Annotated in this window: 11 protein-coding genes and 2 pseudogenes; 2 read left to right on the top strand and 11 right to left on the bottom strand. The window is 42.1% G+C overall.

The features are described 5' to 3' along the window. Nucleotides 1-60: 60 nt before the first annotated feature. The 3 genes from TW81_RS17440 to fabB all read right to left on the bottom strand — a co-directional run bounded on the left by TW81_RS17440 (nt 61) and on the right by fabB (nt 3,709). Nucleotides 61-1,074 carry an aspartate-semialdehyde dehydrogenase gene (locus TW81_RS17440; protein WP_045957020.1) on the bottom strand — a complete coding sequence of 338 codons (1,014 nt, stop codon included), beginning with the start codon at nt 1,072-1,074 and terminating at the stop codon, nt 61-63. Next, a complete protein-coding gene (locus TW81_RS17435) occupies nt 1,071-2,204 on the bottom strand; it encodes a 4-phosphoerythronate dehydrogenase (RefSeq protein WP_045957019.1) in 1,134 nt (377 codons plus the stop codon). Before TW81_RS17435 ends, TW81_RS17440 begins: the two co-directional genes overlap by 4 nt. 293 nt (nt 2,205-2,497) lie before the next feature. Continuing rightward, nucleotides 2,498-3,709: a beta-ketoacyl-ACP synthase I gene (gene fabB / locus TW81_RS17430; RefSeq protein WP_045957018.1), complete on the bottom strand. Its 1,212-nt coding sequence runs from the start codon at nt 3,707-3,709 to the stop codon at nt 2,498-2,500. 127 nt (nt 3,710-3,836) lie between these two features. Here fabB and mnmC point away from each other — a divergent pair, with 127 nt between their 5' ends. Continuing rightward, complete coding sequence (mnmC, locus tag TW81_RS17425) at nt 3,837-5,855, top strand: bifunctional tRNA (5-methylaminomethyl-2-thiouridine)(34)-methyltransferase MnmC2/FAD-dependent 5-carboxymethylaminomethyl-2-thiouridine(34) oxidoreductase MnmC1 (protein WP_045957023.1); 2,019 nt, start codon at nt 3,837-3,839, stop codon at nt 5,853-5,855. Between the two features lie 76 nt (nt 5,856-5,931). Here mnmC and TW81_RS17420 read toward each other — a convergent pair whose 3' ends face one another. Next, on the bottom strand, nt 5,932-6,195 hold the full coding sequence (locus TW81_RS17420) for a YfcL family protein (RefSeq protein ID WP_045957017.1): 264 nt from the start codon (nt 6,193-6,195) through the stop codon (nt 5,932-5,934). 153 nt (nt 6,196-6,348) lie between these two features. After that, nucleotides 6,349-6,714: pseudogene (locus TW81_RS17415) on the bottom strand (elongation factor P hydroxylase); the annotation flags it as partial. Nucleotides 6,715-7,145: 431 nt separating this feature from the next. Between TW81_RS17415 and TW81_RS17410 the strand changes: the two are divergent. Further along, nucleotides 7,146-10,403: a P-loop NTPase fold protein gene (locus TW81_RS17410; RefSeq protein ID WP_045957016.1), complete on the top strand. Its 3,258-nt coding sequence runs from the start codon at nt 7,146-7,148 to the stop codon at nt 10,401-10,403. Nucleotides 10,404-10,981: 578 nt separating this feature from the next. On the opposite strand, the gene TW81_RS17405 is transcribed toward TW81_RS17410, so the two are convergent. From TW81_RS17405 to TW81_RS17385, 6 genes and pseudogenes are all read right to left on the bottom strand, one after another. Then, nucleotides 10,982-12,019 carry a hypothetical protein gene (locus tag TW81_RS17405; protein ID WP_239424407.1) on the bottom strand — a complete coding sequence of 346 codons (1,038 nt, stop codon included), beginning with the start codon at nt 12,017-12,019 and terminating at the stop codon, nt 10,982-10,984. 438 nt (nt 12,020-12,457) lie between these two features. Continuing rightward, nucleotides 12,458-12,667 (bottom strand): annotated as a pseudogene (locus TW81_RS19570) (IS481 family transposase); the annotation flags it as partial. Between the two features lie 139 nt (nt 12,668-12,806). Beyond that, nucleotides 12,807-13,553, bottom strand: coding sequence for a hypothetical protein (locus TW81_RS17400; RefSeq protein WP_156980990.1), 747 nt, complete (start codon nt 13,551-13,553; stop codon nt 12,807-12,809). A gap of 472 nt (nt 13,554-14,025) precedes the next feature. Further along, nucleotides 14,026-14,556, bottom strand: coding sequence for an elongation factor P hydroxylase (locus TW81_RS17395; RefSeq protein WP_052706243.1), 531 nt, complete (start codon nt 14,554-14,556; stop codon nt 14,026-14,028). Nucleotides 14,557-14,642: 86 nt separating this feature from the next. Further along, a complete protein-coding gene (locus TW81_RS17390; protein WP_045957013.1) occupies nt 14,643-15,068 on the bottom strand; it encodes a hypothetical protein in 426 nt (141 codons plus the stop codon). Then, a complete protein-coding gene (locus tag TW81_RS17385; protein WP_045957012.1) occupies nt 15,065-15,595 on the bottom strand; it encodes a hypothetical protein in 531 nt (176 codons plus the stop codon). Before TW81_RS17385 ends, TW81_RS17390 begins: the two co-directional genes overlap by 4 nt. Nucleotides 15,596-15,601 lie beyond the last annotated feature (6 nt).

The following is a 15,601-nucleotide window of genomic DNA, read 5'->3' as shown; positions in this document are numbered from 1 at the left end:
CTTAACTGACTGGCATTACACACTATGGCGAGGCTATATTTAGTCAATTGTCATCATCAATCAGTAGTAATCGCGAATCAGTACTTCAGCAATTTGCACCGCATTGGTCGCGGCACCTTTGCGCACGTTGTCAGCAACTACCCAAAGGTTAATGCCACTGTGATGGCTAATATCGTTGCGAATACGCCCGACCATTACGTGATCTTTGCCGCCTGCATCTCGAACTTGCGTCGGGAAATCTTCCCCTTGGAACAGTTCGATGCCCTCAGTCTGCTCAAGCAAGTTAATCACTTCTTGGGCATCGATTGGTGCACAGGTTTCGAGATGAATAGCTTCAGCGTGACCATAAAAAACGGGCACGCGTACACAAGTTGGGTTCACTGTTATACCCGGGTCATTGAAGATTTTTTGTGTTTCCCACACCATTTTCATCTCTTCACGCGTATAGCCGTTTTCCATAAATTGGTCAATTTGAGGAATACAGTTAAAGGCGATCTGCTGTGAAAACTGCTCGTTTTCAGCAGGCATACCATTGAGCAATTTAGCAGTTTGGCCTGCTAGCTCATCAATACCGGCTTTGCCTGCGCCCGACACTGACTGGTAGGTAGAGACGTTGATACGTTCAATACCGACAGCGTCATGAATGGGTTTAAGCGCTACCAGCATTTGGATAGTCGAACAATTTGGATTGGCAATAATGTTGCGATTACGAAACTCAGCGATCGCTTCAGGGTTAACTTCAGGCACAACTAGTGGGATATCATATTCATAGCGAAATTGAGAGGTATTATCGATAACAATAACTCCCTCATCAGCGGCGACCGGCGCCCACTTAGCAGACAGTTCACCACCAGCAGAGAACAAAGCGATATGCGCCTGAGACCAATCAAATTCTTCTACATTTTGAACTTTCACGGTTTTGCCATTGAAGCGGTAAGTCTTACCTTCGCTGCGTTCGCTCGCCAATAAAAACAGTTCTCCAACAGGAAACTTACGCTCTTGCAGCACTTCTAGGATGGTTTCTCCGACCGCGCCTGTTGCACCTAAAATGGCAACATTATATTGTTGGCTCATTGACTTACCTCAATTTTAAAACCTAATTTTTCTAATGGTGATAGACGACATTTTCTATCTCCAGCTAGAGTAACGGCACTGTATTCTCGGCGATCCCAGTAGTTTTTTCTCATCAGGTCAAAAGCACCTGGGTTACTGATCTCGCGACGAAACAGTGCATCGTCTTTACGTACATCATAGACAAGCTGCGTCAGGTTATGCAGCGTTGCCTCATCCCAGTCACGATAGAGTTGTAAACGAGGAATCGGCGCCGTTGGCAACAGCTCACTAGCATGCGCGAAAAGTTCTTTGTCTAAAAACTCACAATAACTATTAAAAATCATTGTCGTTCCGCGTGCTTTCCCCTCTAAGCCGTAACCCGCGACATGTGGGGTGGCGAATGCTAGCAGAGGCAGCAGTTCCATATCAACCTCTGGTTCAAATTCGAACACATCCAAAGCAGCAATAAAGCCATCATTCTTTTGCAGTCGAGCCTTCAATGCCGAGTTATCCACAATTGGCCCACGCGCTGCATTGATTAATATTTGGTCACCGCGTAACGTTTCCAGTACGTCGTGATCGATCAGATGATAGGTCGGGAAGTCACCATCGCGTGTAATTGGCGTGTGTAGGGTAATAATGTCTGCTTGGGTAAGCAGTTCGTCAAGCGGCGTAAACTGGCGTTTGTCTCCTGCTGCTTGTTTAGGTGGATCGTTGATCAACACATTGATGCCTACCCCTTCTAAGCACTGTTGCAGATAGCTGCCGACTTGGCCTGCACCAATAATCCCTACCGTTTTATCAAACACGGAAAAACCATGCTGCTGGGCGAGTACCATCATGACACTAAACGCGTATTCTGCGACACCGACTTTGTTGCAACCCGGGGCAGCGGTGAAGAAAATTCCTTTTTTCTCCAGTAATGCCTGGTCTACATGATCCATCCCTGCCGTTGCTGTTCCAACAAATTTTAGCTTGTTTGCTTTGGCTAGTAGCTCTGCATTGACTTTGGTTACTGAACGAATCATCAGTGCGTCAACATCAATAAGATCATCGGCCGTCAGATTTCGCCCTGATTTGAGAACCACATCGCCCAATTGGCTAAACAGTTGCTTAGCGTAAGGCATATTTTCATCTACAAGAATTTTCATTGCTTTATCGATTTATTTTGTCTTGGCTTGATTGTGCAAAAAAGGCAGGAAAGTGTCGAGCAATAATCAGTAATACCAATCAGGATAAATAGGTGATTAGATAATTGCGCAGGAAAAATGTTCGACCGGAGAGAAAAATGCCCGGCAATTAACCGGGCAAGGGTCCAGAACAAAAGGATCTTAACCCGCTCTCCATGGGCTAAAGTCTGCGTCTGTTAGACTTACCTCAGATAACCAAGGTGAGTCAGCTCTGGAAAATCGGGTTACAGCACTACTTCGCTGTGCTGATTTGATTAGGCTTGGTATTTTTTGATTACCAACGTGGCATTGGTGCCACCGAAACCAAAGCTGTTAGACATGACTGTCGTTAGCTCAGCTTCACGTGCTTCCGTCACGATATCTAGACCTTGCGCCGCTTCGTCCAAGTTTTCAATATTGATGCTTGGTGCGATGAAATTGTTGTCTAGCATCAGTGTCGAGTAGATTGCTTCGTGAACACCCGCCGCACCTAGTGCGTGACCAGTCATCGCTTTAGTTGCTGAAATGGCAGGGCTGTTATCACCAAATAGCTCTTGAATCGCACCTAGCTCTTTCACATCACCAACAGGCGTCGATGTACCGTGTGTATTAACGTAATCTACACCATCAACGTCTTGCATCGCCATCTTCATACAACGAACCGCACCTTCACCTGATGGCGCAACCATGTCGTAGCCATCGGATGTTGCGCCATAACCTACGATCTCACCATAGATTTTCGCACCGCGAGCTAACGCATGCTCAAGTTCTTCGACAACTAACATGCCGCCGCCACCTGAGATAACAAAACCGTCACGGTCAGCATCGTAAGTACGTGAAGCTTTATCTGGCGTATCGTTGTACTTAGTAGAAAGTGCGCCCATTGCGTCAAACATCATAGTTTGTGACCAATCAAGCTCTTCACCACCACCAGCAAACACGATGTCTTGTTTACCAAGCTGGATAAGTTCCATCGCGTGACCGATACAGTGTGCAGACGTGGCACAAGCAGAACTCATTGAGTAGTTCACACCGCGAATCTTAAATGGCGTTGCGAGACATGCTGAAACCGTTGAAGACATAGTACGAGGAACCATGTAAGGGCCAACGCGCTTAACACCTTTTGCACGCATCGTATCTGTCGCCACCGTTTGGTTAAGTGCCGACGCACCACCAGAACCTGCAACAATACCTGTGCGATCATTTGACACTTGCTCGTCGGTTAAACCTGCGTCTTCAATTGCTTGCTGCATTGATAGGTATGCATACGCAGCCGCATCACCCATAAAGCGCATCTGTTTACGGTCAATATGCTCTGCTGGGTTGATTTTTAGATCACCCCAAACCTGTGAACGAAGGCCGTGTTCTTTAAACTGCTCAGAGGCAGTAATACCAGATTTACCTGCTTTAAGAGACGCTAAAACTTCTTCGACGTTGTTACCGATACTTGAAACAATACCCATACCGGTGATTACGACTCGTTTCATTATGACATTCCTAATAATTCAAAAATCCGCTAGATGATAACTAAGATAGCGGGGAAAAGTGGTCAGCTTTCCCTTAAAACCGTACAATTGCAATCATATTATCGTCTTTATTCACAATTCCGACACTATGACCTCGATTACCAATGCCCAATTAGGCTGGAACGAAGCGGGTACGCCTGTCTCTGATCAGTTTGATGATGTCTATTTCTCTAACGTCAATGGGTTAGAAGAAACCCGCTACGTATTCCTTCACCAGAATCATCTACCACAAAGATGGCAAACGTATGACCAGCGCCGCTTCGTGATTGCAGAAACCGGCTTTGGCACTGGCTTGAACTTCCTCGCCGCATGGCAGTGGTTCAAGCAGTTTAGGCAACAACATCCTGATGCACCACTGCAAGAGCTTCATTTCATCAGTTTCGAGAAATACCCACTAAGCCAAAAGGACTTAGTGAAAGCGCATCAATCTTGGCCTGAACTGGCAGAATATGCGCAGAAGTTACAAAAGCACTACCCGATTGCGGTACCTGAGTGTCATCGAATTGTGCTTGAAGATGGCCTCATCACACTCGATTTGTGGTTCGGTGATATAAAGGATTGCCTGCCAAAGGTACCTGTTGATCACTTAGGATTGGTCGATGCTTGGTTCTTAGATGGTTTCGCGCCAAGCAAAAACCCAGAAATGTGGAATCAAGACCTGTTTAACGGTATGGCTAAGCTAGCCAAGCAAGACTGTACCTGTGCAACCTTCACGGCCGCAGGCTTTGTGCGCAGAGGTTTGATTGACGCTGGTTTTGATATGAAGAAAGTCAAAGGCTTTGGCACTAAGCGAGAAATGATCGCAGGCAGTTTAACTAAGCGTGAGCCACTGACCAATGTTAAACCTTGGTTTTCACGTACTGGCGGACAAAATTCAGATTCGATTGCGATTATTGGTGGTGGTATTGCCAGTGCAACGCTGGCCAAAACACTAGTTCGACGAGGCAAACACGTCACCTTATACTGCCAAGATGATAAGCCTGCTCAGGGTGCATCTGGCAACCGCCAAGGCGCAGTTTACCCGCTACTCAACGGTGATCACTCTGGCGTGTCACGCCTATTCGCCCCGGCGTTTGTTTTTGCACGTCAGTTTGTCGAACAGGCCGCAGAGCTAGTCAGCTTCGATCATAGCTGGTGTGGGGTCACCCAATTAATGTGGGACGATAAATCAACCGCCAAGCTCGAAAAAATGCTCGATGGAAAGTTCGACCCTCAGTTGGTACATCGCTTAGATGCACAGCAAACCAACGCAACTCTTGGTCTGCCAGTCGATATGATGAGTGTCCACTATCCTCTAGGGGGATGGCTGTGCCCTGCTGAATTCACCCAAGGGTTGTTTGCCGAGCTTGGAAGTCGCGGCCTGTTCGCCGGCCATTTCTCGACAAAAATAGACTCACTCAATTGGAATGAATCGACTCAGTCATGGGTATTAAGTTCAAGCGATCAAAGCTTCACTCATACCAATGTGGTCATTGCCAATGGTCACCAATTTAATCAACTAGTGCCAAGCGCGCACATTCCGCTCGGACAGGTAAAAGGTCAAGTCAGTCATATCCCGACTAATGATGAACTGACGAAACTCAATACGGTACTTTGTTATGACGGCTATATGACGCCGGTTAACCCGAACAACGGTCATCACTGTATTGGCGCTAGCTACGATCGTTCACATTTAGACTATGAGTTTGATTCAGTGGCTCAAAAAGAAAACGGGGATAAGCTACGTAAATGCATACCAAACCAAGATTGGCCTCGCCAAGTTGATACCTCAGGCAATCTGTCTCGTCAGGGGATTCGTTGTGTTAGCCGCGATCACCTGCCATTTGTCGGTAATATCGGTCAGTTTGAACGGATTAAGCACAACTACGCCAATCTAGCGTCAATGAACGTGGAAAATGCGCCTGTCATCGATCAATACCCCAACCTGTTCTGCTTATTGGGGCTTGGATCTCGCGGGTTAAGTTCAGCGCCACTCCTTGCAGAAACTCTCGCGTCACAGATCTGTGGCGATCCGCTTCCCCTGCCAGTTGATGTACTAGAGGCACTTCACCCAAGTCGTATGTGGGTAAGAAAACTGCGCAAAGGCAAAGCCATTACAGAGCTTTAACTTAGCGCGACAATAACCAAAAGGGGTTGTCTGACAGATTCAGACAACCCCTAAAATATATTGAGCTAACGTGAGATTACGCGTTATTGACCAGCTCAATCCACAAATCGTTCACTATCGTACGGTCTGCTGGCGTGAGTTCCGAACGTGCGTCATCCAAACTGGCTTGAATACGTTGCTTCAACGTTTCGACATCGTTAATGCCTTCTTCTTCACACGCTGCAGCTGATAAAGAAATATGACCACGCAGATAACCACCAGCAAATAACTCATCATCCGATGCCGTCGCAATACGTACATCAATTAGCTCTAGCAGCTGTTCTTCAAATTCAATTATCATCTTGCCTTAACGCCTAGTCAGTTTACCGCTTAAAAAAGAGTGCCAAGCTTCTCATATTGAGATTGGCAACGCAAACCTCAGTCACTCAGTTGTTGCCGCCACACTACACCATATCAGGGTATGCACGAAAGGTAAGTTAACGCTCACTCAATACTATTCGACATTAAACATGCTGTAGTCGAGTTCGGCGATGTGGTAATACGCTCTTAACGCCTCAGACAACATTTTTACACGCAAAGGGAGCCCTTGCTGGAAAATCTTGCCGACTTCCTGATGAACTTTAGTCATAAACGCCAATCGATCTGGCTCAAAATCACCATTTAAGTTATCGCAGCTAACCGTGAAAGGAAATCCAGCACTTTGCGATAAAATCCACTCGTAAGCCTGAGGGCGAATTTCCACTTTCTCGAATTCAGCTTGCACTTGCTCAGTGCGACCATCAGGTTCATACCAGTAGCCAAAATCTTCAACTAACCGACGTTGAGGGCCTGCGACACACCAGTGGGCAAGTTCTACTAACATCATAATCATAAATGTACATATTTAAGAATCTGATAAATAGATAAAAACAATAACAATCCAAATACGGCCAATACACTTAAAAATGTACAAAAAGAGAATACAACCACCTGATTTGTACATCGAAGTCAATAAAGAAACAATATGACCATTCATTAAAAACATGTCGTTCTGCTGCGTATGCCCCCGGCGCATGTGCCGATACGTGCTTTGTAATAGTCTTTTTCGCCGGCACATTCATATCAGTTAGATATGGAAAACATAGTGATAGAGATAAACTTAATACTAATACCCACACTAAATAAGCCATCTATCTGAAGAAATGAATAACCTAGAGCTTGTTCTTGAATATGAAGGGTTTAAACATATCGGTTAGTGAAGCACAAGCGACTAGGTGATACTATATGCATAGTCGGATAAATAGGTGTGTTATGAGATATCAAATAGAAAAACCAGCAGATAAAGACCTTTTTGATAGTAGCGGCCATAGTAATGCTGCAAATGCAATCAGAGATGTAATTTTAAACCAAAAAGATATTCATGCCATTGGGCTAGAAGGTGAACTTGGTTCAGGGAAGAGCACTGTACTACGTTTACTCGAACAAAAGCTTCCTAGAGAAGAATATAAATTTATCACATTCGATGTTGAGCAATTCCATCACTCTTCGACAAAAGCATCTTTCATAAAACACTTTCGCGATTGTGTTATTGAACTATTCGGCTCCGATGCATCACCTGACGCAAAAAAAACAAAACGAAAAGTGCAAAAAGCCGCAGATAGAGCGCTAGGCAATGACCTAACATATACTAAAAAAGTTACAAGTAACCTAAGCTGGTACACTATTTCGTTCGCGATTTCTCTTATGTTTTCTGTAAGGTACGCTAAAGAATCTCTAGAACACATTCTAAACACAGCTCGTCTCCTTCTACCCGATGCTCCTACATATACATTCGGAATAGAAGAAACAATAACGACACTTTTAGGCTTGTCACCCATTGCCGTAGCGTTATTAATGCGTTACCAGCGCACTCAGGAGCAGAATCAAAATGAAGATGACAGAAAAGTTCCTAATATTGGTGATATCTTCAAGCGAAACTCGGAAGACAAAATAACTGAAAAGCTGCATGTCACTAGGGAGGTTGGTGCAAGCGAACTAAAGCAAGCTTTTCAAAAGATTGTATCCGCTATCCCAACTGATAAACATGTCATATTGGTCATTGATAACTTGGACCGCGTAGATAATGAGAAAGTACGAGAGGTTTGGAGTGATCTTGAGACATTCACGTCTTTTGAGGGTGATAACCTACGTGTAATAGTCCCCTTTTCTGAAAAACATGTTGCTGCTGCACTATCTGATAATGACGCAGCCGATGGTTCAGAGTTTATATTGAAAAGGTTGCCTGTAAAATTCCGAACCCCGCCAGTGGTATCCGCTGGCTGGAGAGAACCTTTTGAATATTACTGGAGCGAAACACTTCCAAAACACAGCGGTCTAGATCTCTGCGCTGAAATTATTGATGTTTGGGTCACACAACACAAACAGATCACCCCTCGTTTTCTGAAAACACACATTAATGAAATTGCCGTGGCACTCGCATCAAACCCTGAAGTCATTTCGCCGGTAGCTTGCTCAGCATATCTTTTAGCGCAACGTTCAAACAAGCTCTCATTTAAAGATATCATTTCCTCAAACAGTGACCAAAAAGAAGAGAGTTCGAGACAACTGATTTCATTGACACACAAGATACTAAGAAAGGCCTTAACTGATGATGAATGGTCTTCACAAATAATGGCTGTACATTATCAAACTAGCTTTGATGTCGCCAAAAGTGAGCTCCTAGAGTCACCTTTGAAAAGTGCTATATCTCGTTCTGATTTTGAAGAACTTTTCGAGCTTACACCGTTGTTTGGATTTGATGTAGCTTTTCAACGATTATTGGGAACTGTAGATCCTTATGAATATGTCAATATTTTATCCGAGGCAAATTTTGACAACGACGAACATTGTGCTTGGGTAACAAAATGGATACCGAACATAAATATATACTTAAAGCAAGAAGAGGGAAACTGTCTTGGCTATAACCAAGTAGTTATAGAATCATATAGGACTATACTCGAAGCTGAATACGACATTTCGACTAGTAGGCTTATTTCAGAGCATAAGAAACTGTCGAACACTATAAAAGACGATATCAGTAAAGGAGAGAGCCTCGATATTTTGTTGGCTCAACTTTATGATATAGAATCGGTGATAGGATACTCAAACACTCCTTACTTCATCCAACAACCAACCCCCGAATTGCTTGTAAATACTCTCTGGGATTTGATCGAAGACTTTCCTAAATGGAACATTCAGAACAAACCTAAGAGTATTGATTTAATCAAGCTACTAAACTACGTATTAGAGAGTGATCTCCAGCTCACATCTGGCCTAATGGAAAAAATTTCAGAGTTTTATAAACTTGGAAAGGTTGCTTTTTCAGGAGAAGGAAAGAAAGCACTCAAGTCATCACGTAGTTACTTTGACATAGAACTTACTGACTACCAGTATTCTCATGTCTTGTTATGTTCTGACTTTTGCTCGACAAGTGTATCTGAAGCATTAGTTGACCGCCTTTCAACAATCAAAAGTAAAACTGTACTCCCTAAATGGACTGCACTCGCTATAGTATCGACTTTAGCCTCAAACAGTGCATCAAGGGCGTATGCTGACTCGTATTTACTAGATTACATCTTAAAGCATTACTATGTTGAAAAATCGGTTATGCCCTACTTAGAAAACTACTTATCATTTGCTCATAGATTCGATAGTTTACTTTCTTCTGCGAATAATGATGACTTACCGAGCGAGATTAAGAAGCTAATTTACAGCTATGTCGGCATGAATCGAGTACATGCCCTCAACATCAGTTCGATTACTGATAACCATTACCCTAAAATGAAAGACTATTTAGATGAGGAAATGCGAAAAGAAACATTAGAAAGTCTATTAGGGTGGGAAAAGTTTGTTTTAGATGATGATAAACATGCTGTTCTCAAGTGGACACCTGAGTTTCTAATAGATGCCCTAACAATTAACTTATCTTGGCAAGAATTTATAACCAATTGGTTTGATTCAAAAGAACGCGATAAAGATTTTTGGTATGGGGCTATTAAAAAGAGGTCCCCTCAATTACAAAAAATTGTCGATTGGTACTCGGTCAATGACAAAAAGCTCATTAAAAGTTCAATTGTTACTTCTAGCATCATAGAAAATCAGGAAAGTTATTTTAGTGATAAAGAAACCGCAAATTTAGTAATAAATATACTAGACATATTACCGACAAAGTCATGTGGTAAGATAAAACGCGAGATTTCAGCAAAGATATTAAATGAGCAACACTCCCCTGATAAAAAATACACTTTAATCACGAACTTCGGGGAGTATATTACTCTTCCACCTTTTGAAGGTGATGCTTCTAAGAGCGTAGTTATTCACTTAATTGAAAATGCTACATCACAAAGTATTGTAGATTGGTTTGAGGAAAATATAGATACTTTAATAGCCGTTGACTGGGGAGTGTACTCTGTCGACTTTAGCCAGGCGATAAAAAATACTTGGGAGCATTTTACCATTGGTAGGCTAGAGGAGTTCGTTCTTGAAGAACCAAAGAGAGAGCTAACATCTGAAGAAAGTGAAGAAACTTAAGCTACAATTCGAAACTTAATTTAAAAAATAACTTAATAGGTGTCATCCAGTTAGTTTATTGGATAACATTTTATACCTTTACCGAAAACCTTTCCTTCAGTTGGATTAGTTTCACTAGGCCTTAATAGGCCGCTTAAAGCAGTCATTGGGAACAACTCTCTCTTATTATGAGGTAAACACATACTTGCGGGGTTAATTGTCAGAGCTTGTTAAAGCTTAAATTAAAAGCTGATACGTTGTATTCTGGCTAGTCCGCCTATTAAAAAAACATCCTCAGTAACGGTGTTCGTATTACTAAATACATCATTTCTCAAATAAAAGAGCCACACACTACTCATGCAACAATGACTAAATACTTGTTTCGGTATCTACCATCCAAATCACAACATAAGATATGCATACCATATATGGCCAGCAGAGCTAGCGAAATGCGATGATTCATTACTATCCATAAGCAGTTGAGCTCAATCTTGGAATTTATTTGGCGCGCTTTCTGATATAGTTCTTAACATCTGGTATTTGCATCGCTTGAACTTTACAGAAAGGTACACAAACATAACTAATCAAGGGAAAATAGTTTAAGTGGTTTCCTGATGGAGTGAACCATCAATATAAGCATCTACGTCCTTTAACTTCCACGGTGTTTTCACTGCTTTCTCATGTATATGAAGATATCTTGCTGATGCTTCATATCCTCCCTTTGAATAACATTCAAAAACGGTAGCTAATTCTCCATATTCTGGATTTCGTTCTTCATTATCCCAAAGGAGCGCATCTGGAAACCAGGCATGGGTTGTGTTAGCGTTTTGAAGTATTTCCACAGGAAAACGTTCACTATGGAATAGCTGAGAGAAATTAGCAGAAGTCAACCTTACCCCGTCAAAGGAGATACCCGTCTTCTGACAAAACAGCATCAACGTCTTCAATTGAACTCTACATTTTTTATAGTTCCACCTCTCGGATTTAAGTACATCATAAACTCGAACGCTTCGATCACCGAACCTTAAATTTCGCTCTATAACAACACCTATTGGTATCTCTTTATCACTTGAGTCATCTTTCGCAGCTTCAGCCATTTCTTCCTCAATTTGGAAAGCATTCTCATGTTTAATGATAAATAGAACCCTTGGTCGTTCACTTTTCAAGGTATACCTAGCAAGTTGGTATGCGACGTAGCCAATGTTTTTGTAAAATTGATAATGCCCTGAGTAAGGAATGGGCTGATCGCTATTCCCTTTCAACCAGTCCAATTGCACATTGAATTTATTACAAATATCTTTCAACATTTCATCAGAGAGAGAATCTACAAGCAGTCGGTCATCTAAGAGACTCGATCTGCTAAGCTTTCCATCACCAAATAAGTCTGGTATATCGAATGTACTCACTCCATGTAATTCAAATAACTGTCGAAAACGGGTGCATACAATTTCGAGATCAGAAGCCAATGGTTGCTCCGACGCTTTCATAATAGATGTCATGGTCATGGATACCAAGTCCTGAATCGAGCAACCTAAATGTTCACTCTGGTGATCCAGAAACTTCCTGACCTCTGGTCTGAATCTGATAGTTATTCCTCTAGGCTGCTCCGCCAATTCACTTTCCGTCAGTTCTGGCATCGGCGGTACTCCTGATACCAGTGTTAGGATCCTATCTTTTAATGTAAGCTTCTGACTCATTTTTCACCTCTACACTTATGAACCAAATTGGTTTCGTTGATTTAAATTAAACCAATAGTGAACAAAAGTGAAATAAAAAGCATCAAATCGATGAGTTATCAACATATTGCGTGTGAGAAAACAATAAGCAAAATAATATGACGGTTACTTAGTGGGAGTAAAGATGACTAGTAATGAGGAAAACGAGTTGTGCGCTTTACAACAAAGCAGATCAGAACTTCTCGAGGGCATGAGCATGATAAAACATCAAGCCTAAGCATTACTACATTGAATCTTCAGGTGTGTGAGTCATAGAGATGGTTTCAATTTTCTTGGCTGAAGATCGAGCTTGGCATTCTGCTTTTGAAACCTTTCTTTCCTAATCTACTAGTACTGAGACATCTCTTCAGAAATACGCCACGTCCCTAAATTGTATTTATCATGTATCTCAAGGGTAAATCCCCTAAGCATCTGGAGAGGAATGAAGTCGTTTACTCTGACTTTCCTGACCTACGCTTCCAAACTGCTCATACCGCTTTGCCCATTTGCGCAATGCTATTTTGGAAATACCACACAACGCCGATATACTAGACCAGCATCACCACATTCCGCTTACATTTTTACCCGCTGTAATGTTCGCGGATTTATCTGTCCATAGACATCCAGGATAGTTTAAAGACAGTCTATGAATCACACACTTTAGGCTATACTGGATAGCATCTAAACGAGGGCTAATTTTAGTTAACCACTACACTTGCACCCTCAACTCTAATCGTCCAACTAGTGGATGTTCATGCTCAAGCACAAAATTAATAAGATGATATAAAGCCTTCTGTTTCTCACTATTCATTGTTGCAAACTCATTTAACCAAGAGTCAAAATTCATCAAGTATTTTTGGACTGTTTCTTCTTTCACTACACTCAAGTACTTGGCAATCTCTTTAAGCTCAATTCCTTTTTCAGCCATGTGAAAAGCAACAGCCCACCTCGCAACTCTATTAGCCTCTCTCACTAATGCGTGATGACGCGCTTGAACAACCTTGAACTCATCTACGTTCTCATCGATGAACTCGGAACAAAAGTCAGTGTCTCTCAACGCTTTTTCAGGTATTTCTATATTAAGAGTGTCTGCAATTTGATACATGTAGCTATATTGACGACTACTTGGAGGCCTTTTATGAGAAGGGATTGATTGACGTAACAGATCTTCAAACTCTTTTTGGTAGTTTTCTTCAATAGAATTATCAGTCCTATAAGTTTCCGCTATAGCGGTAGCTAAGCCACTGTCCATCTCAAAATCTAGCTCAGCATCTCCAACTTGAAGCGTAAGTAACGTATTTCGAACTTTTGGGGGAAACATCTCTTTGAGTAAGCAAACCAGCCCAAAGTTCAGTTGAGATAACTTGTTCGGATTTTCACTTATAGCAGCATAAATCTCTCTTCTAAGTGGTATCTGAAGCTCCACATCTCCAATTGCCAACTTTGCTTTACACACGTCTACCCCCACAAAAATCACTTATATAACAGCACTTTACAATATATATGTATAATATTTCAAAGAATAGCAAACGACACAGACTAAACATGTTATTTAATAATTATCTAGCCAATTGCTCAGACGTACGGTTTATAACCATTTGCATCTTCAACACATTTACCGCGGTACCTAATTGCCGAGCGCTCGATAGGTTGGGCTAAATAAAATTGCAGGATTAATCTGGCCAGCAGAGAGTATCTTTGGGCTTTCGAAACTCATTGTACAAGCCTTTCTTATATGCGTTTAGCCCTATTTTCGACTCGGTCTTAATGATTCCTACACTAATGCATTTAGACAACAACCAAACCATTTTCTTTAAGCCACATAGCAAAAAAGTCGAACTCATTAATTCATATTGTCATATCTTATTATCACAAAACATCCTCTTCAATTTACGTATGAAGCTGGACAAAATCACTACCGTTAGACATCACTCATTGTTGACACTATGCAAATTAGTTAATCCTTTGCTTTTCCAATAACTTTTCAAACCAGATAGTACTTTACCTGCGGTTGAAGGTGGATCTACAAGCATTTCTTGATGGGCTAGCTCTAAATTCCGCAGAAAACTATTCGACGGAGGGCGTCCTGAGAAATCATCGATGCTTGGTGAAAACTTAATCCCGACAATCTCACACATTGCTTTTTCCAACCCTTGAGGCCTAGCTTCAACCACTTCAAAGCGTTGCTGTTCCTCGGCGGTTCTTCCGCACGGAGTATACCAGTAACCGAAATCGTCCAAGCTTCTTCGCCGATCACCAGCTAAACAGTAGTGGGAAATTTCATGTAAAAGACTGCGAGGATAGTTACTTCTAAAATAAAGGATTGCCTTACTGTTCGCCCGTGGAGCTTCGTAAAACGGCTCTTCTGCTTCACCTCTTATGATAAGATTGGGAAGAATACCCGAAAATGCGTTTATCAAATTTTGACAGTATTCATCATCGGTACAGCACATACTCATTTATAAGATTCCAGATACAACTCGACTGTTCGAGAAAATGTTTAAAAACAGAAAGAGAAAATAATACAGTATTTTTCTACTATCATTTAGCGTTGACTAGGCATTCTGATGATTTTCACATTCTTAGCCTCCGCCAAACCTGTTTCAAGCTCAAAGTTTCGCCTTACTACATTCAGATACTCCGTCATTAGCAGGTCGTATGCTTGCTTGATCTGGTTATAATCGCTGATAGCTTTTAGTTTAAGAGCTTTCTGATGCTCAATTTTGGCGTTAGCCGATAGCGCTACTGGACCATTTTTCTTTCTAGCCACCTCCGCATCAGCTATCGCTTCACACAGTAATGGATATCTTTCATAACGCACATACCCTTTCCCTCGACCAGCCTCACGCCCCACTGCATCTTTAGTGATTCTAAATCTCGTCGACTTGGTATCGACAATTTTTGTTTTGCCGCTTTTTAAGCGTTCAAGAGCTCCCCAATACTCGTCTTCAATCTTGCTTCGTGTCTTCAAATGACCTCCTTAGATTCAATAAGTCTCTGCAAAAAACGATCAATTTGCTTAATGTTAGCCTCATATTCTTGTCGCGCGCGCTTCGGAGCGCCTTCGGCTAACTGAGCCTCATAAAACTCTTTTGTTTGCTCTAGTGCGGCCCTAGAGCCAGGTAGGAATACGGCATTTTCACAACTAATACAGGCGGATGCGAGTACACCTGCGCCTTTATTACAAGCGGCCACCGATACACACCCTCCAACCAGTGTGGGACGATAACGAAATTTTCCCTTTTTTACCGCTTGTTTTGTATGCTCACGGTTTTTTAAGAATTTAGGTAACTCACCTCTGTCCTTTTGGGCTTTTAGTCTTTTGCCTGCGATACCTTCTAATGGCTGTTCACTTTCTAGAAGTATGAAGAAACTATCCGCTTCAGCACGTGCTTTGGCATCTGACCACTCAGCACGTAAGGCTTTAATCTCGGTTTCATCACCCAGAACATTTATAGCTCTTGAATTTGAGTCTGAATAATAAACTGTAATGGTCAACTAAAT

The sequence above is a fragment of the Vibrio galatheae genome (assembly GCF_000967545.1).
Lineage (GTDB): Bacteria > Pseudomonadota > Gammaproteobacteria > Enterobacterales > Vibrionaceae > Vibrio > Vibrio galatheae.
Note: the sequence above shows the minus strand (reverse complement) of the source record. Positions and strands in the feature narration are given on the sequence as shown.